Genomic DNA, 24,025 nt, shown 5'->3' with positions numbered 1-24,025 from the left:
CCTTTCACTCCTATAGTAAATCGTACGATAAACATACAGGCTTGTTTATTTTTGGGTCCATTATTATTTCGGCATCAATGTTAAAAACTTTAGCAAGTATCTCTTTTTTCATAATTTCATCCACCGATCCTTGCATAATAAGCTTACCATCTCTGAGCGCAATTAAGCGATGGGAGAAGCGTGCCGCATGATTTAAATCATGTAAAACCATAATAACGGTTCTACCTTGATCTTCATTTAGCTTTTGCAGAAGCTTTAATACTTCCAGTTGATGAGCCATATCTAAATATGTTGTTGGTTCATCTAGAAAAATAATATCAGTTTTTTGAGCTAAAGCCATAGCAATCCATACTCGCTGACGTTGGCCACCTGAAAGGGTATCAACCTCTCGATATTTATAATCAAGCGTATTGGTCACTTCTAGAGCCCAGTCAATAATTTCATAATCCTCATTCGTTAGTTTGGCAAAACCTGATTGATGTGGATAACGACCATAAGAAACAAGTTCACCAACTGTTAATCCAGCTGGACTTTCAGCTATTTGTGGTAAAATGGCAAGTCGTTTTGCTAGCTCTTTTGTTTTGTATTTTGCAATAGCCTCTCCATCTAAATAAATGGCACCTTTTGCATATGGAATTATGCGCGTCATGGCTTTTAAAAGCGTAGACTTTCCACAACCATTTGGTCCGATAATCGTGGTAATTTCTCCTTCTTGAAACTCTAATGATACATCTTGAATGATTTTTGCGTGTTCGTATCCTACTTCCACGTGCTTTACGGAAATATCGTTTTTCATAATAAACTCCTTCTATAAAGAAAAAAGCCACGAAGAGTGGCCATTTCATTTATTTTACTAAAACATCGACAATATCATCAACGATTTGTGTATTAGCAATCGCCCCTGTATATAACCAGCTGGAATCTGCCGGTAATTTGTGTACATTGCCTGCCTTTACTGCTGGAATTGTATCCCAAAGTTTTTTGCTTAATGCCTTTTCACTTGCATCATCACCACTGTCTATTAGAAACAAGTGATCAGCGTCTAGTGTCACTAATTTTTCAAGTGAAATTTCATTCCAGTTGCTTGTTGCTTTTGCCGAGATTTCTTTAACAACAGAAGGTACTTTTAATCCTAAGTCGTTGTACATAACATCTCCACTTGAAAGGTTTTGGGAAACGATAAAGAATTTACCGCCTGTTACCCAAACTGCAGCAGCTGAAGTATCTCCAGCTTTATCTTTAATTTGTTGCTTAGCTTCTTTTACTTTCGCATCATAGTCGTTTAATACTTGTTGAGCTTTGTCTTTCTCATCAAATACTTCGCCAACTCGTTGTAGCTCATCACGCCAGTCATTATTTACTTCTTTCCCAATAACATATGTAGGGGCAATTTTACTATACTGTGCATACTTATCGCCTTCGACCATTGAGGCTGAGTCCATAATAATTAAATCAGGTTTAAAGCTTTGTACTGCTTCAAGTGGTAAGTCATATGAAATTGTCGGAACATCCTTTAATGAGTCCTGCAAGTAATCTTGAATGCTAGCACCATCATTCACACTCCATTGTGCGACAGGTGTGATCCCAAGCGCAACTAGGTTATCCTCCAAGTAAGAAGCAATGACACGTTTAGGTTGTACAGGAATTTCTACTTTATTCCCTAACGCATCTGTTACTGTACGGGTTTGGTCGCTAGTTTGTTCTGTTTTTGTATTGTCCTTTGATGTAGAATCGTTATCTTCATTACTACATCCAGTAAGCATTAATGCTAATACGGTCACACATGCAAATCCCCATTTTTTTGTTTTTGAATTCATCAGTATATAATCCTCCTAATTGTACGATTTTATTTGTATATGGTATAATACTTTTATTATTTGATAATGAAAATCTTTCTCAATTAAAAGATAAAATAAAATATTTTTTATGTCAATACAATTTTCAGGAGCTTTTACATGAATAAGAAAAAAAGGTTAGCTTATTTTGCCGAAGGTCATCGAACGTCATTTAGTATTGTTATGGTTCTCTTATTTTTATTCTTTTTGGGTATGGCTATTGTGATATCGATTCGATTTGGTGCCAGCGATTTAACATATAAGGATATATGGAATGGTCTACTCTATTATGATGAAACAAATAATGAACATGTTATCCTGCACGAATTACGTATTCCTCGTTCAGTTGCTGGACTACTAGTTGGTAGTGCCCTAGCTGTTTCAGGGGCAATCATGCAGGGTGTTACTCGTAATGCACTTGCTTCTCCTTCAATATTAGGTGTTACCTCAGGAGCAGCATTTATGCTATCCATTGCCTATGCAATGTTTCAAACACCCAATTTTTCTTTGCTTGTCCTCTTTTCATTTATCGGTGCAGGTGCAGGTGCTGCTCTAGTGTTTGCATTAACGGCGATTGGAAAAGGCGGCATCACACCCGTTAAGCTTGCATTAGCCGGCTCAGCCATTACTGCCCTTCTTAGCTCACTATCAACAGCCATTGGATTAAAATTCGATATTGCGAAAGATTTAAGTTATTGGTATGCAGGTGGGCTCTCTTCTATTCAGCCAATACATGTAAAAGTGGCCGTTCCTTTTGTAATCGTGGGTTTATTATTGGCAATGGCCTTATCAAAATCAATCTCTGTTATGAGCTTAGGGGAAGAGGTTGCTAAAGGGCTAGGGCAGCGCACAACCCTCATCCGTGTGCTTTGTACGATTGTAGTCCTTTTATTAACAGGTGCAGCGGTGTCCATTGCAGGTATTATTGGTTTTGTAGGGCTGATTGTGCCACATATTACACGTGCTATTGTTGGAGTTGACTATCGCTGGATTATTCCCGTTTCTGCTATTATAGGTGGAGGATTATTACTATTTGCGGATATTATTGGTCGAATCATTACTAGTCCATTTGAAACGCCAGTCGGTGCAATCACTGCGATTATTGGCGTTCCCTTTTTCTTATACTTAGCTCGTAAAGAAGGAAGAGGTTTATAATGCAAAATTCATTAAGAAAAAATTCACAGCGTTTTTATATATATATAACGGTATGTCTTGTATTACTTTTTATAGCAACATTCATTAGTGTGAACACAGGGCTAATTGATATTTCCTTTTGGAGTTTCATTCAAACACTGCTGGGAAGCGGGTCTCCCGATAATGCTCTAACCATTTTTAGCTTCCGGTTGCCACGTATATGCATGGCGATACTTGTTGGGATCGGTATTGCTGTGTCTGGCGTAATATTACAAAGTATTTCCAGTAACCCATTAGCGGACCCTGGTATTTTAGGGATCAATACTGGTGCCGGGTTTGCCATTGTTGTGTATACATACTTTATTCAAGGTCTTGTATTTTTAAATTCGTGGACATCCGTCTTTTTGATGCCCTTTATCGCTTTAATCGGTGCTCTACTCGCTGCGGTTACTATTTATTTATTAGCCTATAAAAAGGGAAAACTGACACCGACGCGCATGTTATTAGTTGGCATTGGTATAAATGCAGCCTTTAGTGCTGGAATAACCATTTTTCAACTACGCATGAATCCTACCGATTTTACTCGTACACTCGTTTGGTTATCTGGATCCATTTGGGGAAGTACATGGACATTCGTATTAACATTACTTCCTTGGATTGTGATATTCATTCCAGTTGTTTTTTATAAAGCCCGTGTGCTTGATATTTTATCCTTGAATGAAATAACCGCTATTGGAGTAGGAATTAACATAACCCAGGAACGCAAAAAACTATTAGTCCTGGCCGTTCTTCTAGCAGGTGCCTGCGTCGCAGTTGGTGGTGGTATTACATTCCTTGGGCTAATCGCACCACATATTGCTAAAAAATTAGTAGGCAGCTCTCATTTCCGCGTCATTCCTCTTAGCGCATTAATTGGGGCTTTGTTAATATTAATCTCCGATACCATCAGCCGTATCGTTATTGCACCAGCAGAATTACCTGTAGGGATCGTATTATCCATTATCGGTGCACCATATTTTATATATTTACTATTAAAAACACGAGGCTAAGGGAAGCATGGGGACGGTTCTCTGCTTCGGAAGCAGAGAACCGTCCCCATGCTTCCCCATGCTTCCACTAATTAAATACTTAGGAGAATATGTATATGAAAATGAAGAAGCCAGTAAAATGTATGCAAATAGAACAGCCTGAAATTTATGAAAATGTTTCTCCTGTTTACTTAACTGATGAGACAATCAACGAGAGAAAGGAAAAACTTCTCCAATTAATGATTAAAGAAGAATATGATGTATTGGTGATATATGCTGATAAAGAACATGGAGGTAATTTTGAATACTTGACGGGTTTTATCCCAAGATTTGAAGAAGCTCTTTTTGTAATGAAGAACAATGGAGATTGTTCTTATATTTTGGGGAATGAAAATTTAAAAATGGCCAAGCATGCCCGCACAAGAGGTACTGTTTACCATTGTCCACTTTTTTCTTTGCCTAATCAACCGATGGACAATGATTATCCATTAGAAGATCTATTGGAGCAAATTAATTTCTCAACGAATAAAAAGATAGGTCTTATTGGATGGAAGATGTTTACTTCAAAAGTGCAAAATAACGATACTTTATTTGAAATTCCTCATTTTATTGTCGAGGCTTTGAAAAATGTAAAGGATGAACATGCAAAGATTGTCAATGCGGCCTACTTATTTATTAGTGGAGACATTGGGGTTAGGACAACAAATAATGCTAATGAAATTGCTCATTATGAATATGGAGCAAACCTTGCTTCATCCTGCATGCTAAAAGCGATGAATGCTATTGATATTAATGTTAAAGAATCTTTTTTAGGGAATCTTCTTAATGCAGAGGGGCAAACAAATAATGTTGTAACCATTGCGGCTACAGGCAAGCGTTTTGAATATGCAAACCTTTATCCAACAAATAAACAAACCAAATTAGGAGACCCTATTTCATTAACAACAGGTTATAAAGGTGGTCTGTCTAGTAGAACTGGGTTTATAGTTGAAAACCAAGAACAGCTCCCTTCTTCACAAAAGGACTATTTAGATAAAGTGGCCATTCCTTATTATCAGACCGTTGTCTATTGGTTAGAGAACATTAAAATTGGGATGTCCGGTGGCACCTTCTACGAATTAATAGAAGGGATTTACCCGAAAGAAAAGTACCATTGGCATCTAAACCCAGGACATCTTGTCTCCGATGAAGAGTGGATGTCTTCACCGATCTACCCAAATTCAAAGGAAGAACTTAAAAGTGGAATGATCCTACAAATTGATATTATTCCCTCCATCGAAGGCTATACTGGTGTTAGTGCAGAAGAATGCATTGCACTTGCAGATGAAGAACTAAGAGATAACCTTAGGGATGAATACCCACAATTATGGAGTAGAATTCAAAAAAGAAGAAGTTACATAAAAGAACAATTAAATATCAATCTACCGAAAGAGGTACTCCCTCTATCAAACACTGTCGGTTATTTAAGACCCTATTTTCTATCAAAAGGTACGGCATTAACCTGTAAATAAGAAATTGTAATTTCCCTGTATGAGGTTTATACATTCATTAATAATTCATTTAATACCTTGACGACATGTCTTTGAGGTTAATTGATACAACGGGTTTTATTTTTACCTGATTTATGATTACCTATGAAAGTCTTTTGGATTACTAATCAGTCTGATTACACCATTTTTATCAAAATCCTGATATTTAGAAAAATAAGTTGTTCCTTAAAAAACGGGAATTTAAGAGGTCAGGATGAAAGAGTTGGTCATGCCTTCTCTCCTGCCCTTTTTTAATCTTTTCTACCTCCGAAATAGTTGATCGGGTTATATCAGGCCTTTCCCAAGCTTTCCTTCTAGGCTAATATGTCCGTTTCCCTACCATTTCCTCCACTTTGATGAAAACAAAAATGAGGAAAACAGGATGAAAAACTCCAATTTTCACTCGTTTAAGGGAACAAATCATTCAACTCAAGGAAGTACACATTTTGCTATATAACATTTGGATGTTCCGATAACATCATGTAGCTTAAAAAAAAGGTTAATCAAAAATTTCCCAAAAACCCACATTTTAAGTTACTTTAAAGTACCCGTTTTGAAAAAAAGGTAGATTAGAACAGATTCTTTCTTTGTGAAGTATTGTACAATTTTTATAAAAAAGGTTGATCATTTTCTCTAATGTAATCTTCAAGAATAGCGCCCGATTGCGGAATAGGAATGATGACATAAAATAAAAAGCAACTATGGAAACTTCGCCATAATTGCTTCTATCTACCATACTCTATAATAAGCTTGTCAATGTTAATAATTGCTTTCATTTGCTGTAGTAAATCCAATCCGATAATACCGTCTAAATCAAATCCATAGTCCATCGCACCAATTTCCACTGTAAAGTTACCCGCTTTTTTCTCACCGATTTTTATAGAATTAATCGTTTTAGAAAACACAAACTCTGATCCTCCAACACCGCTGATACGATAAATCATATCGTTTTCTTCAGCAACAATACCAATTATTTCAGCTAAATCAGTTTTTATTATTGTGCTGCCAGATCCAGTGTCTACTAGAACCCGTTTTAATAATAATGTTTTTCCTTTATATGTTACTTCCATTTCTGTTAGTAATAATCCCTCATCTATTAATAACTTCTTCACCGTCTCACACCTACCCACTTTTTCTCAAAGATATTAGGCTTTGTTCGGCTGGTGTGAAGTACATATAGCTCTCGGGAAGGATTTTCACGATGAAGTTCTTGATAAGCTCGCATTGCTTCTGGAGATTTAGAAAATCTTTTCAAAGGAGCAACTTCTTCCAGTATACGTTCACTTTCATCATTCGTATAAGCTTGGAGAGCCTCAATCAACACCCATTGATCAGGAAACGCTTGGCATACTTCCTCCCATTTCATTCAATCACCTCCAACTTACTTTAATTTTATATTATCATGTGCATTCATTTTTTTATAGTTTAGCCTTTAGGTGTACATTCTTACTTTGTAGTTTCAGTTTTAATAATGCATTTCGAATTGTTTAAAATTAACATAAAGTAGACTTCAAAAGTATTTACTATAAAAACCATTTAAAACCTTCCTTCATTTCTCCTCCCATTTTATGGAATATATTCCCCAATCCATCTACAGATTTAGTTTTTCCAAATTTCGGTAACATTAATAAAGCAATTAAAGTAGCTAAATAAGAGAGAACATCTATCCAAAATGCATTAAACCCTCCTATAATAGCGATGATAATACCTGCTAAGGATGGACCTACCAAACTAGCAATCTGAAGAACCATCTGATAAGCGGAATTGGCCCTGGTTAACGATTGGCCTGCAATCTGTGGAATTACTGTAATAGTCGCTACATCAAATAGCATGGATAGTACTGCTAAAAAAAAGAAACAACGTATAAATGCCTAAGTTGGAGTAACCCTAAAATATGGATAATAGGAATTGTTTTTACAAAGAAAACACATAATAGGTCCGAAATACACATTAATTTTCGTCTATCCCAACGATCTACTATTACTCCTACTATAGGACCAAATAAAACAATTGGTAACACACTTATGGCAAAAAGTGAACTCATAATTACTGCTGAACCAGTAAACTTATATGCAATCCAAGGAAGAGAAAGGTATATAGGGAATCACCGATTCTTGAAATAAGTAAACCAAATACAAAAATTATGTAAGATTTCGGCAATTGTGTAATCGTTGACATAGGTTCTCTACTTATTTTCTTTATTTTTATCCTGGAGTAAAAATTACTCTCCTTTTTTAATGTCAATTTTATAACCCTCCATAAAAATATGGTTGATTTTATTTCCAATTAATAAGTAGTAATTAGTACATCATATAAAGACCATAGGCTAAATAATAGTAAAATTAAGCCAGATGTTTTGTTTATAATTATTAATAAGTATTCATTTATTTGTTTCTTTAATAAGCTAACAACAATACTAAGAAATAGCCACCATAGTATTGAACCTAAAAAAACTCCTAATACAAATATTAATTTTGCCATTAAGTCAATATCTGAATTAGCTATTCCAACCCCTGAAAAGAGAGCAATAAAGGACAAAATTGTTACGGGGTTAGTTATTGTTAAAAAAAAAGTAGATATATATGCCTTAATGATTTGTTCATTTTTACTTTTAGTAGTTGTATTTGAGGGTTTTGATTTATACGTTTTAACACCCAAATAACCTAAAAAAAATCCGCCAATGAGTTGAAACCACAGTTGTTGATTAATCAAATAATTAGTTATCACTGTTAAGCTTAGACACGCAATTAAACCATATAAACCATCTGCTGTCGCAGCACCTAAACCTGACATAAATCCAACATGTCTCCCATTTTCAAGCGTTCTACGAATACATAAAATTCCAATAGGTCCAACAGGAGCCGCAATACTAAAACCAATGATAAGACCTTTGAGTAAGAATTCACTTATCATTTTCTCCTACCTCATCAATAAAAAACTTATCCTTTTGCAAAGGAATTTTAAATGTTTCTTTTGTTGTATCCATCACTATTGTTGTTTTTGTTCGAAGTACTCCCTGCAGATTTTTAATCTCGTAGCTAATTACCCTGTCTAAATCCTTGGTATTACGACAACGAATTTTCAATAAATAATCATCATCCCCCGCAATATGATGGCATTCTTGTACCTCCTCCAAATTAGTAATAAGGTGTAAGAATTCTTCTCTATATTTTGGCTTTTCTAATGAGACTGATACAAAAGCTGTACACTCTGTTCCCACATATTCCCCATCTATCTTGGCTCCAATCTCTTTAATTACTCCATTACTAATCAAACGATTGACACGATCAGCAACTGCTGGTGAAGATAATCCAATGTGAGATGCCAATTCAGCCCAAGTTACTCTACCATTATTCATTATTGATTGCAAAATTTTATAATCATAAGAATCCAAACGAATCAACCTTTCTTTATAAACTTTTAATCATTTTATTACTTGTTTATCAAAGAAACAAGTGGCATTTTCCTTATTAACTAAAAATATTATATAAATTAAAACCATCCTCAGAAATGGAGGTTCTTGAGACTGGTTTTATTTCTCATTTGATCCGAGAAGAATACTATATTATTAGTCTCAAATATTGTCTTAAAATCAAAATCTCATTATTCCTTTGTTCAATGAGTTACAAGACAATTAGTAAGAAATTGGAGGTGATACTTTGCTAGTTGGATATACTCGTGTTTCTTGTTGCTTTTGTCCCCATATAAAATTAACGTTCTCACGCCCCTTTTACACCTCTTTCGGTTTTCTGTTATAGAATAATTACGTTCCCGCCATTTTGCCGATTTTCACCCGAAATTGTACCAATTTTGAACTCATTTTGATAAAAAATTACCTTCCAGAGTGGAAAGAAACTGAATGACAAATGGAGGGCCCATTGGATCTAAAAGGTAAAGAAATTCACTGGAAAGGATACCTATTCAATAGCGTGGGGAAACCAAATGAAAAAGAACTGAAGATGGGCTGAACCCTTATAGGGCAAAGGATTGGGGAAATAAAGAACGATGGGATTCGGATTAAATTATGAATGAAAGTGATGTTCACATATAAAAGTATTTGTCCATTTTCCTCCTCCTGCCTTTCCCTTTCTATTTCTATTCAAACCCATGTCATGATTGCTCTCACGCCTTCTCCCATCTTTTGGAATAGAAATAGTTTGGACCGCTTTTTCCCCACTATTGCTCAAAATTGTACCGAATTTTCATGGTCGCAGACAGAAAAATCTTTGTCCAAAAGTAAGGATAAATGTAGTTGTCAAAAATAGTTCTTCCCTCCCTTCTTCTCCTACTTTTTGTCAGAATCCTGTTTTTTTAGGAAAATAAGTTGTTCCGTAAAAATCAGGGTGAAGGGATTAGGAATGAGGGGATTTTTTTCCTGTTTTTTCTCATGCCTTTTTTCGTGAAATCGTTGATTTATCGGGCTTTATCAGACGTTTCCTCCTTCTTTTATTCATGCCTTTCTCATGCTTTTTTCTGGCTTTTTCTCCGCTTTTGGACACAAAAAAACGAGGAAAACTGGAGGCAATCCTCCGATTTTCTCTCGTTTTAGGGAACAACTCATTTTGCTGAGAATACATATTGTTTTGCTACGGAACAGTTGATTTTTCCGATAACATCAACAATTTTTAATGCAGCACCTTACTCAACCGTTACAGACTTAGCCAAATTTCTCGGCTTATCCACGTCACAATCTCGGTGTAAGGCTGCGTAATAAGCAAGTAATTGCAATGGTATTACAGAGATAAGAGGTGTTAATAGCTCGTGAACTTCTGGAAGCACGAAGCGATCTTCTGCTGTATCTAAACCTTTTCTAGAAATTATACACGGATTTGCTCCACGTGCAACAACTTCTTTTACATTTCCACGAATACTTAAATTTACATGCTCTTGAGTAGCTAATGCGATAACTGGTGTTCCGTCCTCTATCAAGGCAATCGTACCATGTTTTAATTCTCCACCTGCAAAACCTTCAGCTTGAATATAGGAAATCTCTTTTAATTTCAATGCCCCTTCAAGGCCTACATAGAAATCAATTCCACGTCCAATAAAGAAGGCATTTCTTGTTGTTGCTAAATATTCACGAGCAATCTTCTCCACTTCTTCCTTCGAATCACATAAAACCTCCATAGAATTAGCTACAATTCCTAATTCCTTAACTAGATCGAAGTGAGAGGATAATCCACGGTTTTCAGCAACCACTTGTGCAAGGATGGAAAGAACGGCCATTTGTGCTGTATATGCCTTTGTTGACGCTACTGCAATTTCTGGACCTGCATGAAGAAGAAGTGTATAATCCGCCTCACGAGAAAGAGTAGATCCAGGAACATTTGTAATCGTTAAAGCCTTATATCCCAGCTCTTTAATCTTCACTAAAACTGCTCGGCTATCTGCTGTTTCCCCGCTTTGTGAAATAAAGATAAATAGCGGTTTTTCAGATAGCAATGGCATATTATATCCGAATTCACTAGAAATATGAACTTCAACTGGAATCTTCGCAAGCCTTTCTATAAACTGCTTACCAACTAAACCAGCATGATAAGAGGTACCTGCCGCGATAATATAGAGTCGATCTGCCGCCTTTACCGCATCAATAATATCCTTGCCTATGGTCAATTCACCTTGATCATTTTGATATGTTTGAATAATTCGGCGTAATACTAAAGGCTGCTCATCGATCTCCTTAAGCATGTAGTGTGGATATGTTCCTTTTTCAATATCACTTGCATCAAGCTCTGCTGTATATGGATTACGCAAAATGACTTCTCCATTCAGATTTTGAATAGTAACACCATCTTTTGTAACAGTAACCATTTCCTTGTCCATTAACTCTACATATTGATCTGTTACTTGAAGCATAGCCATTGCATCCGAAGCAACAACATTAAAATCTTCACCAAGACCAACTAAAAGTGGACTTTTATTCTTTGCTACATAAATCGTTTCACTGCTTTCTGAATCTAAAAGAGCAAGTGCATAAGAACCTTTTAAAAGCTTTAGCGTCTTACGGAACGCTTCTTCTGCAGATAATCCATTATTTGCAAATAATTCAACTAACTGAACAATAACTTCAGTATCTGTTTCACTCTTAAAAGATACCTCTTCTAAATACTCACGCTTAAGTAGGTCATAGTTCTCAATTACCCCATTGTGAACAAGCGTAAAACGACCAGAAGCACTTTGATGAGGATGTGCATTTAATCTACTTGGAGCCCCATGGGTAGCCCAACGTGTGTGCCCAATCCCCGTGTTTGTAGGAAGGTCAGCATCTACAATCTCACGTAAATCAGCAATTCGACCCTTTTCTTTAAAAATTTGTACTTGATCACGAGTCATCACAGCAATTCCTGCTGAATCATATCCACGATATTCTAGTTTTTCTAAACCTTTTAATAAGATTTCTTTTGCATCATTATTTCCAATGTATCCCACAATTCCACACATACTTCTTTTCCTCCTTATAAGAGGGCAAGAAGCCTTTTAGGGGCAGTCTTGCCCCCTTATCTCTGTTCTTAATTTGTTTAAATAAGATTCTTTGTATACTATTTTTTTAAAGCAACTTTCTTCCCTTTGTTCACCGAGTTACCCCAGATGGTTTAAGGAAGAACTTACGATTGTGCTTTTCAACCGGGAGGCATCCGCCGAAAATCTCGATAAACCTCCTCCTCGTCAACTAATCACCATTTTTTCGTCCATGTGATTAGTCCAGGCGCTTTAAAGTGGATGAAACTGTTAAACTACTTCCCTCCTTTTTCAACTATTTACAAAAACAGGATTATCATACAATAGAAATTAGGAATCGTCAACTAATACCCCTATCGTGTTAGAACTTCGCATGATAATTAGGAACATATTGTGACAAGGAGATTGATCAATCGTCGGAGGATTGAATAGGAAAACTACAATAAAATATGCATAAGGGAGAAAAATGTTCCCTTATGCATACTAAATTGGATATTATTCAGTTAATCCCATTTCTTGCTCTACAACGGCAGCAATTCGATCAACGAAAGAAGCACAAAGCTCCTCAGTAGATGCTTCTGCCATAACCCTTACAAGCGGCTCTGTTCCAGAAGGACGAACGAGTATCCGTCCATTCCCATTCATTTCTGCCTCAACTTGTTGGATGATTTCCTTCACTTTTTCATTATCTGTTACATGATATTTATCTGTCACACGAATATTAACAAGTTTTTGAGGATATTTTTTCATTTCATTTGCTAACTCGGATAATGGCTTCTTTGTCATCTTCATGATATTAACAAGTTGTAACCCGGTTAGTAGACCATCTCCAGTAGTGTTGTAGTCTAGAAAAATAATATGACCGGATTGTTCTCCACCAAGATTATAGCCATTCTTTCTCATTTCCTCTACTACATAGCGGTCTCCTACTGCTGTTTTGACGCTGTTTATTCCATTTGAAACTAGCGCTTTATAGAAGCCTAGGTTGCTCATGACAGTTGAAACAACTGTTCCATGCTTCAGTCTTCCTTGTTCTTTTAAATATTTTGAACAAATGAACATAATTTGGTCCCCGTCTACGATATCGCCATTTTCATCAATAGCAATAAGACGATCTCCATCTCCGTCAAATGCCAAACCAACATCTGCTTCCTTTTCTTTGACAAAAGCAGCCAAGCTTTCTGGATGTGTAGATCCTACACCATCATTAATATTTAAGCCATTTGGCGAAGCTCCCATTGTTGATAAGTCTGCTTCCAAATCAGCAAACAAGTAATTTGCCAATGATGACGTAGCTCCATGAGCACAATCTAGGGCTATATGAATTCCTGAAAAGTCTTCATCCACAGTTTGCTTTAGAAATTGAAGATATTTTTGACCACCTTCGAAATAGTCATTTACTTGGCCTAATTCGGCTCCAGTAGGTCTAGGAAGGTTATCCTCGTCTAAATCCAATAATGCCTCAATTTCTGCCTCCTGATCATCAGAAAGCTTGAATCCATCTGGACCAAAGAACTTAATTCCATTATCGGCAACTGGATTATGTGATGCGGAAATCATAACCCCAGCTTGGGCACCTAGTACCTTTGTTAAATATGACACACCTGGTGTAGTAATAACACCGAGCCTCATCACTTCTGCACCGGTGGATAATAATCCAGCTACTAATGCACCTTCGAGCATATGACCGGATATCCGAGTATCGCGACCAATTAATACCTTTGGATGTTCTTTATCTTTCGTTAAGATATACCCTCCAAATCGCCCAATTTTAAAAGCTAATTCAGGCGTTAATTCACTATTCGCCACTCCTCGTACTCCATCGGTACCGAAATATTTACCCATTTCAAAAATCGCTCCTTCTACGAATAATTGCGTTTTATGCATCCTTTTGAGTTATAGTAATTTTCGCGGACTTCTTATTTAATTTCCAATTTACATCATTAGGACCTGCTACATTTATTGTGACATTATGGCTTCCTTCATCTAGATCAGAAATATCTAAATAGATGTCAAAGTTTGATGCAGTAATTGAATTGATAATATGACTAGGACCAGATACGAATAGGCTGACTAAACCATTAGATGGATCTCTATAAGTTATCTCATTATCAGCAGATAATCCTCTTACTTGAATAGGAATATTAGAAAGAGTTTTATCTTCTTCTTTACTAACCTTAATGTTTACTTCAACTGTCTTAGGATCAACCTCCACTATATCATTCGAAATGATAACTGGAAGATTGATGGTCATATCGTCTTTTATTTTACTGATATCTACTTCCACTCTTACACTATTTGTCTTTTTTAATACCTCGTCTGAAGCAATAATATTAGCTTTCTCTTTACTAATCTTTATTGATTCAATCGTTATCCCTTCAGGTGAAGTCCCTTGTCTAACTATATTAATTGGGACCGTTTTACTTGAGCTACTTATTGGTATTTGTACTTCAACTGTCTCAGGCTCTACACTAACATTTAATTTATTTAAATTTTGGTCCAGCACGGTTACTAGAGCCTTTTCTGAAGCTGTTTCTTTAAGAGGCTCTCTCAAATTACTAATCGTTGCTTTAACATAGGCAATCTTTTCTATAATTTCTTTTGCTCCAGTAATCTTCACTTTATCGGGCTTTACAATAGGCTGATCTGCAATATACCCTTTGGCAACAACAGAATCATTAATCTCGGGCTCTACACTAAAATCCTTTGTTACCCTCTCATGAACGGTTACTGTTGCATAGGCTGGTTCAATTTTTGCCTCTAACTTGTCTGATAGCCTTTTAATTTTGATTTTTACCTTATCTGTCCCAATTTTTGCCTTTGTTAAGTCAACATAAACCTCAAATGAGCCTTGTTTTATGGCAGGCTGTAATAAGTTCCTTGGTCCCTTAATCTTTACCTTGACCTTATCTGGTACACCTGTTACGACTAGGTTTTCTGTATCATAGTAACTTTTCACAGGAACATTCTCAACGATTTCTGTATCCTCTAATTGCGGGACATTTATATCAGTAACATTTTTATTCGGGTCATAAACATTATCGAATAAAAGTAGAGCAAGAACTAAGGCAACGATTTTCATAAACCATTTGTTTTCAATGAGCTTATCTATATATTTATCCATTTCGTTTTCCCCTCCAGTTCCAACGGGCTGAAGAAGGTTGCTTCGTTTTTTCTTCTATGATTAATTCACTTGAAAGGATTCCTCTAAATGCGTCCAATGTTAATCCACGATGTAATTCTCCATTTTTTGTTATGGAGATTGCACCTGTCTCCTCCGAAACAATTACCGTAATACTATCTGTTACTTCACTAATTCCTAATGCCGCTCTATGCCTTGTTCCCAGTTCTTTCGAAATAAATGGACTTTCAGATAAAGGCAAATAGCATGCAGCTGCGGCGATAGCATTTTTTTGAATGATAACGGCACCATCATGTAACGGTGTATTCGGAATAAAAATATTAATGAGTAGCTCAGAAGAAACCTTAGAACCTAAAGGAATTCCTGTTTCAATATAATCGCCCATTCCCGTCTCTCTTTCAATTGAGATAAGCGCTCCGATTCGCCGTTTGGCCATATAATCAGTAGCCTTTACAATGGATTCTACCAACTTTTCTTGACCTTCATCCTCCTGATTCATGCTTCTAGAAAAGAACTTTCCTCTACCCAACTGTTCAAGAGCTCTACGCAACTCTGGCTGAAAGATGATGATAATTGCAAGAACCCCCCAAAGAAGGACCTGCCCCATAATATAATTCAGGGTCTGAAGATGGAGTTTATCACTTACAAATGTTACAAGTAAGATAACGAATATCCCCTTTAATAATTGGACAGCTCTAGTTCCTTTGATCAGGTTTATTAATTTGTAAATGACATACCAAACAACAAGAACATCAATGATGTTTGTTAAATATTTTAAAATATCGAATTCAAACCCCATGATCGACATTTTATCCACCCCAATAATATATTTCACAGCCTTATGCTATTTCATTTCAAAACAATGCGTTCATAACTTTACATATTATATCATAAAAAAAAGGAACACCTATTATTTCAGTGTTCATTTGGAAAAAATATGTACAAATTAATTGTTACTAGCTCTATGATATTTAATATTACCCTAAAAACCAAAAAAAGAAGCTGATTTAATATCAAATATGTTTATACTTAATCAGCTTCTTATCCATTTTTTCATTCAAAAATAGCAACAACTTCTTTTCCAGTTTCCTTAATATGATACCAAATCCAATCAAATACTTGATTAACTTCTTTAATTTCACCTGTAACTTGTCCAGCGGATGCCATATAGTTTTCGCCATTTATCACGGTTACATCCCCATCTATTCGACCTTCCACTTTCAAATTTCCATTTTTTACGGTTACATCCCCTTTAACGATTTCTCCCTTAGGGACAATTACTGTATCATTCTTTACAATCAAATTGGCTTGGTTGGATACAGAAAACTCACGATCTTCACTCCATGTAGTAGCAAAGCTACCGGTCATTAAGACTAGAAATAAAGACGCAGCTGTAAGTAAAGGATGGTTCATAAACCAACGCTGTACGCTTACCTTTCTTTTTTCCTTAGGTAATCTAGCCATAACGTTTGCGGTAAAATTAATAGGAACTTGAATATGAGATGTGCTTTGTACTAGGGCAACAGTTCTCTTTAATTCACGAAAATAACTTTGACATTGCTCACAGCCCTGTAAGTGTTCTCTTAATTCCCTTTCTTGTTCGGGTAAAATTTCTCCATCGAGAAATTCATGCATATATTCAATGGCCTCTTCTGGACATTTCATCCTTTTTCACCTCTCATTAAACATTTCGCAACTGGTGCCTTAGAGCTTCTCTCCCTCGATGAATCCTTGTTTTTACCGTTCCTAATGGAAGATTAAGTATCTCACTGATTTCATTTAATGAAAGCTCATCAATATACTTTAATACAATAACCGATCGATATTTTTCTGGCAGCTTTGATATTTCCTTTTGAATGGTTTCCTGGAGTTCCATACTTTCAACATCTTCTTCAGGTAATGAGGTATCCGCTGCAATCTGCGAGTACATTGTCAATCCTTCTGTCCCTGCAACCTCTGCATCTAAGTAAAAGTCAGGTTTCTTCTTTCGAATTCTATCGATACATAAATTTGTAGCAATTCTATATAACCATGTTGAAAATTTCATACTGATATTGAAGCTTTTAATATTAACATATGCCCTAATAAATGCTTCTTGTGCTATATCTTCTGCTTCATGACTATTACCAAGCATTCGATAACAAAGCTGATACACCTTGCCTTTATAAATTTCTACAATCTCTTCAAAAGCGTTTTGATCGCCCTTTAATACCTGTTTTATCCTTTTCTTTACGATTACTTCCATTTTATTTACCTCCGCTCTATGCGGCTATTCGATATACGAATCGATAGCGGAAAAGGTTTCAAATTTTTTTAAAAGTATTTTCTATAAATTAATTTTAACAAGATTTTACTAATACAGTTTACATTTTTTACTTGCGAGATTAAATAAGAAAATTGTTCTAAAACTAAAAAACTGACCTATCCCTTCACCCTCCGATATAAAGCATCTACAATTTGCTTTATTTTCGGTAGCAAACAAACCAAGTCAGTTTTCTATAAAAAATTTTATAATAATTTTTCACCAAATAATGAACCCATTAAAGCTACAGCAACAGTTGCCGTTTTATTTCGCTCATCTAAAATCGGATTGACTTCCACAAATTCTGCAGATGTGATTAACTCGGATTCAGCTAGCATTTCCATGGCTAAATGACTTTCACGATAGCTTATTCCACCAATAACAGGTGTACCAACCCCGGGTGCATCATTTGGATCCAAACCATCTAAGTCCAATGATAGATGAACACCGTCTGTCTTTCCTTTAAGATAGGAGATCGTATCTTCCATTACCTTTGCCATTCCTAGTCGATCAATTTCATGCATTGTGTAAACCCTAATTCCCTTTGCTTTAATTAATTCACGTTCCCCTTCATCTAAAGATCTTGCCCCAATAATAACAACATTCTCGGGTTTAACCTTTGGAGAATATCCACCAACTTTAGTTAACCTTTCATGTCCTAGACCTAGGTTAACTGCAAGTGGCATACCGTGAATATTTCCTGATGGCGATGTTTCTTCTGTATTTAAGTCTCCGTGAGCATCATACCAAATGACCCCAAGATTTTTAAAATGCTTAGAAACCCCTGCGAGTGTCCCAATGGCAATGCTATGGTCCCCACCAAGTACTAAAGGAAAAGTACCAGAGTTCATCACCTCATCCACTTTTTCTGCTAATAATTCATTTTTTTCAGCAACTAAATGTAGATTCCTTAAATTAGACGGTTTATCAATGATGACTTCCGGTCTTCCTACGGGAATATCTCCAAGATCATGCACTTCATCAAACAGCTCCTGGAGTTTTTCAATTACACCAGCATAACGAATAGCACTTGGACCCATATCAACCCCTCGTCTCGTTTGACCAAGATCCATTGGCATTCCAATAATAGATATTTTCTTCATTGATGCTCCCCCTCATACCCTTGTCTGCCTTTATTGTAACTGTTTTCATCACATTGACTCAACTTGACATTTTTTTGAATATTTATTCAAATGATTTGATTTCTTAGGGGGGAGCAAGTGATTCTTATTAGAATAAAAACAAAAAAACCTTAAGTCTTATGAGACCTAAAGTTTACATTCATGTATTGGTGGAGACTAGCGGGATCGAACCGCTGACCTCCTGCGTGCAAAGCAGGCGCTCTCCCAGCTGAGCTAAGCCCCCGTTCATATGGAGCGGAAGACGGGGTTCGAACCCGCGACCCCCACCTTGGCAAGGTGGTGTTCTACCACTGAACTACTTCCGCAAATTTATTATACAGAAGTATCAAATACGAATTAATTGATGAGCCATGAAGGACTCGAACCTTCGACCCTCTGATTAAAAGTCAGATGCTCTACCGACTGAGCTAATGGCTCGTAAATGGCTGGGCTAGCTGGATTCGAACCAACGCATGACGGAGTCAAAGTCCGTTGCCTTACCGCTTGGCTATAGCCCAATGAATAATCATCATGAAATACTTCACCGAGTATGCTACATGAATCTACATTGCAGGAACATTTAATTGCAAATGAATTAATTGCCCTGAGAATCTTCTATAGTTAAATGTTTCAATATTACCCATACACCTATAAAATCTTATCCCAAAACAAAAAGGACACTAATATCTTGTCCAGTTAATCATAAACCATTCAAATGGTGGAGGGGGACGGATTCGAACCGCCGAACCCAAGGGAGCGGATTTACAGTCCGCCGCGTTTAGCCACTTCGCTACCCCTCCGAAAAGGTGGTGCCGGCCAGAGGACTTGAACCCCCAACCTACTGATTACAAGTCAGTTGCTCTACCAATTGAGCTAGGCCGGCAAATTTTTTAAAAGATATTTTTATTTTAGACTCGCAGTTAGTTAACGTCGTCCTGATCTCAGAAAGCTAATTCAAGCAGCAGTTCGATCAGTACGCTGAAGTATTTCAGTGAAGCAATTTCGGTCGTGCTCTACCAATTGAGCTAGGCCGGCAAATTTTTTAAAAGATATTTTTATTTTAGACTCGCAGGTAGTTAATGTCGTCCTGATCTCAGAAAGCTAATTCAAGCAGCAGTTCGATCAGTACGCTGAAGTATTTCAGTGAAGCAATTTCGGTCGTGCTCTACCAATTGAGCTAGGCCGGCATATGGTGGAGGATGACGGGCTCGAACCGCCGACCCTCTGCTTGTAAGGCAGATGCTCTCCCAGCTGAGCTAATCCTCCACTTGGTGACCCCTACGGGATTCGAACCCGTGTTACCGCCGTGANTCTATTTGGTTAAGTCCTCGATCGATTAGTATTTGTCAGCTCCACGTGTCGCCACGCTTCCACCTCAAACCTATCTACCTGATCATCTTTCAGGGATCTTACTAGCTTACGCTATGGGAAATCTCATCTTGAGGGGGGCTTCATGCTTAGATGCTTTCAGCACTTATCCCTTCCGCACATAGCTACCCAGCTATGCCTTTGGCAAGACAACTGGTACACCAGCGGTGCGTCCATCCCGGTCCTCTCGTACTAAGGACAGCTCCTCTCAAATTTCCTACGCCCACGACGGATAGGGACCGAACTGTCTCACGACGTTCTGAACCCAGCTCGCGTACCGCTTTAATGGGCGAACAGCCCAACCCTTGGGACCGACTACAGCCCCAGGATGCGATGAGCCGACATCGAGGTGCCAAACCTCCCCGTCGATGTGGACTCTTGGGGGAGATAAGCCTGTTATCCCCGGGGTAGCTTTTATCCGTTGAGCGATGGCCCTTCCATGCGGAACCACCGGATCACTAAGCCCGACTTTCGTCCCTGCTCGACTTGTAGGTCTCGCAGTCAAGCTCCCTTGTGCCTTTACACTCTACGAATGATTTCCAACCATTCTGAGGGAACCTTTGGGCGCCTCCGTTACTCTTTAGGAGGCGACCGCCCCAGTCAAACTGCCCACCTGACACTGTCTCCCACCCCGATAAGGGGTGCGGGTTAGAATTTCAATACAGCCAGGGTAGTATCCCACCGACGCCTCCACCGAAGCTGGCGCTCCGGCTTCTCAGGCTCCTACCTATCCTGTACAAGCTGTACCAAAATTCAATATCAGGCTACAGTAAAGCTCCACGGGGTCTTTCCGTCCTGTCGCGGGTAACCTGCATCTTCACAGGTACTATAATTTCACCGAGTCTCTCGTTGAGACAGTGCCCAGATCGTTACGCCTTTCGTGCGGGTCGGAACTTACCCGACAAGGAATTTCGCTACCTTAGGACCGTTATAGTTACGGCCGCCGTTTACTGGGGCTTCAATTCAGAGCTTCGCTTANGGATGACGGGCTCGAACCGCCGACCCTCTGCTTGTAAGGCAGATGCTCTCCCAGCTGAGCTAATCCTCCACTTGGTGACCCCTACGGGATTCGAACCCGTGTTACCGCCGTGAAAGGGCGGTGTCTTAACCGCTTGACCAAGGGGCCAATATATTATTTTGGCAAGCTTCCAAGCGGGCTCGAACCGCTGACCTCTTCCTTACCATGGAAGTGCTCTACCTACTGAGCTATGGAAGCATAAAACTACCTGCTCATAGATTTATCAATAATAATGGCTCCGCAGGTAGGATTCGAACCTACGACCGTTCGGTTAACAGCCGAATGCTCTACCACTGAGCTACTGCGGAATATTAGTAATTGTTTCCTAAAGCCCAACTTGCTTTTGAACGTCCCGACCTCAGGAAGTGAAAACAAGTAGTGGTTCGGTCGGTACGCTGAAGATAAATCGCTGAAGCGTACTCGTACGTGCTCTACCACTGAGCTACTGCGGAATAAATACAGCCTGGCAACGTCCTACTCTCACAGGGGGAGAACCCCCAACTACCATCGGCGCTCTAGAAGCTTAACTTCCGTGTTCGGTATGGGAACGGGTGTGACCTTCTCGCTATCGCCACCAGACTTTTATTCAATTAGAGAGTTTGTTCTCTCAAAACTAGATAATGTGGAAGAAGAAAGAATTACTTCGTAATCAGTTGTCTAGCTCCGGCTCCTAGCTTCTCGCCTGGTAAGGTTCTTCGCGTTGCTTCGAATTAAACCACATGCTCCACCGCTTGTGCGGGCCCCCGTCAATTCCTTTGAGTTTCAGCCTTGCGGCCGTACTCCCCAGGCGGAGTGCTTAATGCGTTTGCTGCAGCACTAAAAGGCGGAAACCCTCTAACACTTAGCACTCATCGTTTACGGCGTGGACTACCAGGGTATCTAATCCTGTTTGCTCCCCACGCTTTCGCGCCTCAGCGTCAGTTACAGACCAAAGAGCCGCCTTCGCCACTGGTGTTCCTCCACATCTCTACGCATTTCACCGCTACACGTGGAATTCCGCTCTTCTCTTCTGCACTCAAGTCTCTCAGTTTCCAATGACCCTCCACGGTTGAGCCGTGGGCTTTCACATCAGACTTAAGAGACCGCCTGCGCGCGCTTTACGCCCAATAATTCCGGACAACGCTTGCCACCTACGTATTACCGCGGCTGCTGGCACGTAGTTAGCCGTGGCTTTCTGGTTAGGTACCGTCAAGGTACCGCCCTATTCGAACGGTACTTGTTCTTCCCTAACAACAGAGTTTTACGATCCGAAAACCTTCATCACTCACGCGGCGTTGCTCCGTCAGACTTTCGTCCATTGCGGAAGATTCCCTACTGCTGCCTCCCGTAGGAGTCTGGGCCGTGTCTCAGTCCCAGTGTGGCCGATCACCCTCTCAGGTCGGCTACGCATCGTCGCCTTGGTGAGCCGTTACCTCACCAACTAGCTAATGCGCCGCGGGCCCATCTGTAAGTGATAGCCGGAGCCATCTTTCAGCTTTTCTACATGAGTAGAAAAGAATTATCCGGTATTAGCACCGGTTTCCCGGTGTTATCCCAGTCTTACAGGCAGGTTGCCCACGTGTTACTCACCCGTCCGCCGCTAATCATCGGGAGCAAGCTCCCTCAGATTCGCTCGACTTGCATGTATTAGGCACGCCGCCAGCGTTCGTCCTGAGCCAGGATCAAACTCTCCGAAAAAGAGTAAGATTAGCTCTTATAATTTTAAAAATAGAATTAACGTTGACGTATGGTTTGTTTAGTTTTCAAAGAACAATTTTCTTGATAGAATCGCTCACAGCGACCTTCTTAATATATCATCAACAAATGATATTTGTCAACAACTTTTTTCAAAGCCATTTTGTCATCGCATCGCAGCGACGTTTTTTAATATACCAAGATTATTATTATATGTCAACATAATTTAGAGTTTTTTTTACTAGTATCTATCTAGTAAAACTTAACCTTTTTTAACCTTCATTTTATTTGACCGGATATACTGTAGACATTCTTTTGGATCTGCTACACGTTTAAACAAGGTAAATAATATTTTATATCGCTCTTCCATAGCTCTTTTCACAATATGATCAATTCGTTCATCTCTTAAATCAAATAATATCTCATCCATCTCCCGCTTTATTAAATATTGTAATTCTTTAACTTCCATCTCGTTAATTAGAAAACCGAGCATCAATTATTCCTCCAGTTTGTGAAAGATAGGTTATAGTATTGTTTTCCTGTTTTACAATTTTTATAAGTAATTATTTATAACATAAATGAATGTTTACTCGCATAGAAATGAGACAAGGATTGTTTGGACGAGGTGATGTTTTTTTATGAATTTCTTTTTTATATTAAACGGTAAGACGATTAAGCAATTCATTTTAATTATGGTTGCAGCATTTTTCACGGCTTGGTTTTTGTATTTAGAAAACATTGTACAGGTTCCGGTATTTTCAACAAAAGAAGGACCTAAAGCCGTATATAAGGGTGAACAAAACGTTGCCTTAACCTTTAATATCGGGTGGGGTGATGAAAAGGCGGAACCCATTCTTGATGTATTAAAGAAAGAAAAAGTGAATGCAGCTACCTTCTTTCTTTCAGGATCATGGGCTGAACGCCATCCTGATTTGGTCAATCGAATTGTAAAAGAAGGCTATGAGATTGGAATACTTGGCTATGATTATGAGGATTATACGGAATTAGAGGATGCAAAGATAAGACAGGACCTTTCAAAAGCTCAGGTTGCATTTAAAAAACTAAATATAAAAGATATCAAATTAGTACGCGCACCAACTGGTCATTTTGACCAGCGCACCTTAAAAATTGCCAAACGTTTTGGTTATACGGTCGTCCATTGGAGTGTGGATACGAAGGACTGGACTAATCCTGGAGTTAAAGAAATCGTAAGCCAAGCATCAAAGGCGAAAAGAGGGGATATTATTTTAATGCATGCATCAGATTCGGCTAAACAAACCGCTAAGGCACTTCCAGAAATTCTAGAAATGTTAGAAGATAAAAACTTAAAGTTAATAACCGTCTCTGAAATGATTGCTAATGCTAGCTCCAAAACAAGTGAGATTAATTGAAGAGAAACCAATAATATTAATAGC

19 protein-coding genes, 10 tRNA genes, 1 rRNA gene and 3 other annotated features are annotated in these 24,025 nt (G+C 38.3%); of the genes, 4 read left to right on the top strand and 26 right to left on the bottom strand.

Annotated features, from left to right (window positions below; all coding sequences use genetic code 11):
* Positions 1–10: 10 nt before the first annotated feature.
* Both BQ6100_RS03380 and BQ6100_RS03375 read right to left on the bottom strand, forming a co-directional pair.
* Positions 11–796, bottom strand: coding sequence for an ABC transporter ATP-binding protein (locus tag BQ6100_RS03380; RefSeq protein ID WP_075980371.1), 786 nt, complete (start codon positions 794–796; stop codon positions 11–13).
* Between the two features lie 49 nt (positions 797–845).
* Positions 846–1,817, bottom strand: coding sequence for an ABC transporter substrate-binding protein (locus BQ6100_RS03375; RefSeq protein ID WP_075980370.1), 972 nt, complete (start codon positions 1,815–1,817; stop codon positions 846–848).
* A 138-nt stretch (positions 1,818–1,955) separates the two neighbouring features.
* On the opposite strand from BQ6100_RS03375, the gene BQ6100_RS03370 reads away from it, so the two are divergent.
* The 3 genes from BQ6100_RS03370 to BQ6100_RS03360 all read left to right on the top strand — a co-directional run bounded on the left by BQ6100_RS03370 (position 1,956) and on the right by BQ6100_RS03360 (position 5,508).
* Positions 1,956–2,990: a FecCD family ABC transporter permease gene (locus tag BQ6100_RS03370; protein WP_075980369.1), complete on the top strand. Its 1,035-nt coding sequence runs from the start codon at positions 1,956–1,958 to the stop codon at positions 2,988–2,990.
* The gene (locus tag BQ6100_RS03365) at positions 2,990–4,018 is read left to right on the top strand and encodes a FecCD family ABC transporter permease (RefSeq protein ID WP_075980368.1); all 1,029 of its coding nucleotides are present in this window, start codon (positions 2,990–2,992) and stop codon (positions 4,016–4,018) included. The genes BQ6100_RS03370 and BQ6100_RS03365 overlap by 1 nt, the downstream gene beginning before the upstream one ends.
* A gap of 95 nt (positions 4,019–4,113) precedes the next feature.
* Positions 4,114–5,508, top strand: coding sequence for a M24 family metallopeptidase (locus BQ6100_RS03360; protein ID WP_075980367.1), 1,395 nt, complete (start codon positions 4,114–4,116; stop codon positions 5,506–5,508).
* A gap of 743 nt (positions 5,509–6,251) precedes the next feature.
* On the opposite strand, the gene BQ6100_RS03355 is transcribed toward BQ6100_RS03360, so the two are convergent.
* From BQ6100_RS03355 to BQ6100_RS03240, 24 genes are all read right to left on the bottom strand, one after another.
* Positions 6,252–6,638, bottom strand: a complete 387-nt coding sequence (locus BQ6100_RS03355) for a retropepsin-like aspartic protease (RefSeq protein ID WP_218921352.1) — start codon at positions 6,636–6,638, stop codon at positions 6,252–6,254.
* Positions 6,635–6,892 (bottom strand): hypothetical protein, encoded by a 258-nt coding sequence (locus BQ6100_RS03350; protein WP_075980366.1) that lies wholly within the window; start codon positions 6,890–6,892, stop codon positions 6,635–6,637. The genes BQ6100_RS03355 and BQ6100_RS03350 overlap by 4 nt, the downstream gene beginning before the upstream one ends.
* A 157-nt stretch (positions 6,893–7,049) precedes the next feature.
* Positions 7,050–7,358 carry an MFS transporter gene (locus BQ6100_RS21950; protein WP_390622397.1) on the bottom strand — a complete coding sequence of 103 codons (309 nt, stop codon included), beginning with the start codon at positions 7,356–7,358 and terminating at the stop codon, positions 7,050–7,052.
* A 454-nt stretch (positions 7,359–7,812) separates the two neighbouring features.
* Positions 7,813–8,439, bottom strand: a complete 627-nt coding sequence (locus BQ6100_RS03340; protein ID WP_075980365.1) for a LysE family translocator — start codon at positions 8,437–8,439, stop codon at positions 7,813–7,815.
* A complete protein-coding gene (locus tag BQ6100_RS03335; protein WP_075980364.1) occupies positions 8,429–8,920 on the bottom strand; it encodes an Lrp/AsnC family transcriptional regulator in 492 nt (163 codons plus the stop codon). The genes BQ6100_RS03340 and BQ6100_RS03335 overlap by 11 nt, the downstream gene beginning before the upstream one ends.
* Positions 8,921–10,164: 1,244 nt before the next feature.
* Entirely contained in the window at positions 10,165–11,967 is a 1,803-nt protein-coding gene (glmS, locus tag BQ6100_RS03330) for a glutamine--fructose-6-phosphate transaminase (isomerizing) (RefSeq protein ID WP_075980363.1), read from the bottom strand.
* Positions 11,968–12,480: 513 nt separating this feature from the next.
* A complete protein-coding gene (gene glmM / locus BQ6100_RS03325; protein ID WP_075983417.1) occupies positions 12,481–13,830 on the bottom strand; it encodes a phosphoglucosamine mutase in 1,350 nt (449 codons plus the stop codon).
* A gap of 34 nt (positions 13,831–13,864) precedes the next feature.
* Positions 13,865–15,109: a CdaR family protein gene (locus tag BQ6100_RS03320; protein WP_084780197.1), complete on the bottom strand. Its 1,245-nt coding sequence runs from the start codon at positions 15,107–15,109 to the stop codon at positions 13,865–13,867.
* Positions 15,102–15,926 carry a diadenylate cyclase CdaA gene (gene cdaA, locus BQ6100_RS03315; RefSeq protein WP_075983415.1) on the bottom strand — a complete coding sequence of 275 codons (825 nt, stop codon included), beginning with the start codon at positions 15,924–15,926 and terminating at the stop codon, positions 15,102–15,104. Before cdaA ends, BQ6100_RS03320 begins: the two co-directional genes overlap by 8 nt.
* 254 nt (positions 15,927–16,180) lie before the next feature.
* Positions 16,181–16,792, bottom strand: coding sequence for an anti-sigma factor family protein (locus tag BQ6100_RS03310; RefSeq protein WP_075980362.1), 612 nt, complete (start codon positions 16,790–16,792; stop codon positions 16,181–16,183).
* A 16-nt stretch (positions 16,793–16,808) separates the two neighbouring features.
* Complete coding sequence (gene sigW / locus BQ6100_RS03305) at positions 16,809–17,372, bottom strand: RNA polymerase sigma factor SigW (protein WP_075980361.1); 564 nt, start codon at positions 17,370–17,372, stop codon at positions 16,809–16,811.
* Positions 17,373–17,635: 263 nt separating this feature from the next.
* The gene (gene rocF, locus BQ6100_RS03300) at positions 17,636–18,532 is read right to left on the bottom strand and encodes an arginase (protein WP_075980360.1); all 897 of its coding nucleotides are present in this window, start codon (positions 18,530–18,532) and stop codon (positions 17,636–17,638) included.
* Between the two features lie 186 nt (positions 18,533–18,718).
* Positions 18,719–18,794, bottom strand: a tRNA-Ala gene (locus BQ6100_RS03295).
* A gap of 7 nt (positions 18,795–18,801) precedes the next feature.
* Positions 18,802–18,876: transfer RNA gene (locus BQ6100_RS03290), tRNA-Gly, on the bottom strand.
* A gap of 39 nt (positions 18,877–18,915) precedes the next feature.
* Positions 18,916–18,988: transfer RNA gene (locus BQ6100_RS03285), tRNA-Lys, on the bottom strand.
* Positions 18,989–18,993: 5 nt separating this feature from the next.
* Positions 18,994–19,068 (bottom strand) — tRNA-Gln (locus BQ6100_RS03280).
* Between the two features lie 198 nt (positions 19,069–19,266).
* Positions 19,267–19,350 (bottom strand) — tRNA-Tyr (locus BQ6100_RS03275).
* 7 nt (positions 19,351–19,357) lie between these two features.
* A tRNA-Thr gene (locus tag BQ6100_RS03270) sits at positions 19,358–19,433 on the bottom strand.
* Positions 19,434–19,740: 307 nt separating this feature from the next.
* Positions 19,741–19,816, bottom strand: a tRNA-Val gene (locus tag BQ6100_RS03265).
* 62 nt (positions 19,817–19,878) lie between these two features.
* Positions 19,879–20,747 (bottom strand) — a sequence feature (23S ribosomal RNA rRNA prediction is too short).
* Between the two features lie 43 nt (positions 20,748–20,790).
* Positions 20,791–20,942, bottom strand: a sequence feature (23S ribosomal RNA rRNA prediction is too short).
* A gap of 27 nt (positions 20,943–20,969) precedes the next feature.
* Positions 20,970–21,044, bottom strand: a tRNA-Glu gene (locus tag BQ6100_RS03260).
* 17 nt (positions 21,045–21,061) lie between these two features.
* Positions 21,062–21,134, bottom strand: a tRNA-Thr gene (locus tag BQ6100_RS03255).
* Positions 21,135–21,169: 35 nt separating this feature from the next.
* Positions 21,170–21,244 (bottom strand) — tRNA-Asn (locus tag BQ6100_RS03250).
* A gap of 153 nt (positions 21,245–21,397) precedes the next feature.
* A 5S ribosomal RNA gene (rrf, locus tag BQ6100_RS03245) occupies positions 21,398–21,515 on the bottom strand.
* A gap of 207 nt (positions 21,516–21,722) precedes the next feature.
* Positions 21,723–22,605 (bottom strand) — a sequence feature (16S ribosomal RNA rRNA prediction is too short).
* A gap of 267 nt (positions 22,606–22,872) precedes the next feature.
* Complete coding sequence (locus tag BQ6100_RS03240) at positions 22,873–23,103, bottom strand: hypothetical protein (protein ID WP_075980359.1); 231 nt, start codon at positions 23,101–23,103, stop codon at positions 22,873–22,875.
* Positions 23,104–23,248: 145 nt separating this feature from the next.
* Between BQ6100_RS03240 and pdaB the strand changes: the two genes are divergently transcribed.
* Positions 23,249–24,001 (top strand): polysaccharide deacetylase family sporulation protein PdaB, encoded by a 753-nt coding sequence (pdaB, locus tag BQ6100_RS03235; RefSeq protein WP_075980358.1) that lies wholly within the window; start codon positions 23,249–23,251, stop codon positions 23,999–24,001.
* Positions 24,002–24,025 lie beyond the last annotated feature (24 nt).

Source organism: Bacillus massilinigeriensis (genome assembly GCF_900117315.1).
GTDB classification, from domain to species: domain Bacteria; phylum Bacillota; class Bacilli; order Bacillales; family Cytobacillaceae; genus Bacillus_BE; species Bacillus_BE massilionigeriensis.
Note: the sequence above shows the minus strand (reverse complement) of the source record. Positions and strands in the feature narration are given on the sequence as shown.

What these genes read in the sequence shown, in the direction of transcription:
- BQ6100_RS03380 (WP_075980371.1), bottom strand. Translation starts at nt 796, where the DNA reads ATGAAAAACGATATTTCCGTAAAGCACGTGGAAGTAGGATACGAACAC.
- BQ6100_RS03375 (WP_075980370.1), bottom strand. Translation starts at nt 1,817, where the DNA reads ATGAATTCAAAAACAAAAAAATGGGGATTTGCATGTGTGACCGTATTA.
- BQ6100_RS03370 (WP_075980369.1), top strand. Translation starts at nt 1,956, where the DNA reads ATGAATAAGAAAAAAAGGTTAGCTTATTTTGCCGAAGGTCATCGAACG.
- BQ6100_RS03365 (WP_075980368.1), top strand. Translation starts at nt 2,990, where the DNA reads ATGCAAAATTCATTAAGAAAAAATTCACAGCGTTTTTATATATATATA.
- BQ6100_RS03360 (WP_075980367.1), top strand. Translation starts at nt 4,114, where the DNA reads ATGAAAATGAAGAAGCCAGTAAAATGTATGCAAATAGAACAGCCTGAA.
- BQ6100_RS03350 (WP_075980366.1), bottom strand. Translation starts at nt 6,892, where the DNA reads ATGAAATGGGAGGAAGTATGCCAAGCGTTTCCTGATCAATGGGTGTTG.
- BQ6100_RS21950 (WP_390622397.1), bottom strand. Translation starts at nt 7,358, where the DNA reads ATGCTATTTGATGTAGCGACTATTACAGTAATTCCACAGATTGCAGGC.
- BQ6100_RS03340 (WP_075980365.1), bottom strand. Translation starts at nt 8,439, where the DNA reads ATGATAAGTGAATTCTTACTCAAAGGTCTTATCATTGGTTTTAGTATT.
- glmS (WP_075980363.1), bottom strand. Translation starts at nt 11,967, where the DNA reads ATGTGTGGAATTGTGGGATACATTGGAAATAATGATGCAAAAGAAATC.
- glmM (WP_075983417.1), bottom strand. Translation starts at nt 13,830, where the DNA reads ATGGGTAAATATTTCGGTACCGATGGAGTACGAGGAGTGGCGAATAGT.
- BQ6100_RS03320 (WP_084780197.1), bottom strand. Translation starts at nt 15,109, where the DNA reads ATGGATAAATATATAGATAAGCTCATTGAAAACAAATGGTTTATGAAA.
- cdaA (WP_075983415.1), bottom strand. Translation starts at nt 15,926, where the DNA reads ATGGGGTTTGAATTCGATATTTTAAAATATTTAACAAACATCATTGAT.
- BQ6100_RS03310 (WP_075980362.1), bottom strand. Translation starts at nt 16,792, where the DNA reads ATGAAATGTCCAGAAGAGGCCATTGAATATATGCATGAATTTCTCGAT.
- sigW (WP_075980361.1), bottom strand. Translation starts at nt 17,372, where the DNA reads ATGGAAGTAATCGTAAAGAAAAGGATAAAACAGGTATTAAAGGGCGAT.
- rocF (WP_075980360.1), bottom strand. Translation starts at nt 18,532, where the DNA reads ATGAAGAAAATATCTATTATTGGAATGCCAATGGATCTTGGTCAAACG.
- BQ6100_RS03240 (WP_075980359.1), bottom strand. Translation starts at nt 23,103, where the DNA reads ATGCTCGGTTTTCTAATTAACGAGATGGAAGTTAAAGAATTACAATAT.
- pdaB (WP_075980358.1), top strand. Translation starts at nt 23,249, where the DNA reads ATGAATTTCTTTTTTATATTAAACGGTAAGACGATTAAGCAATTCATT.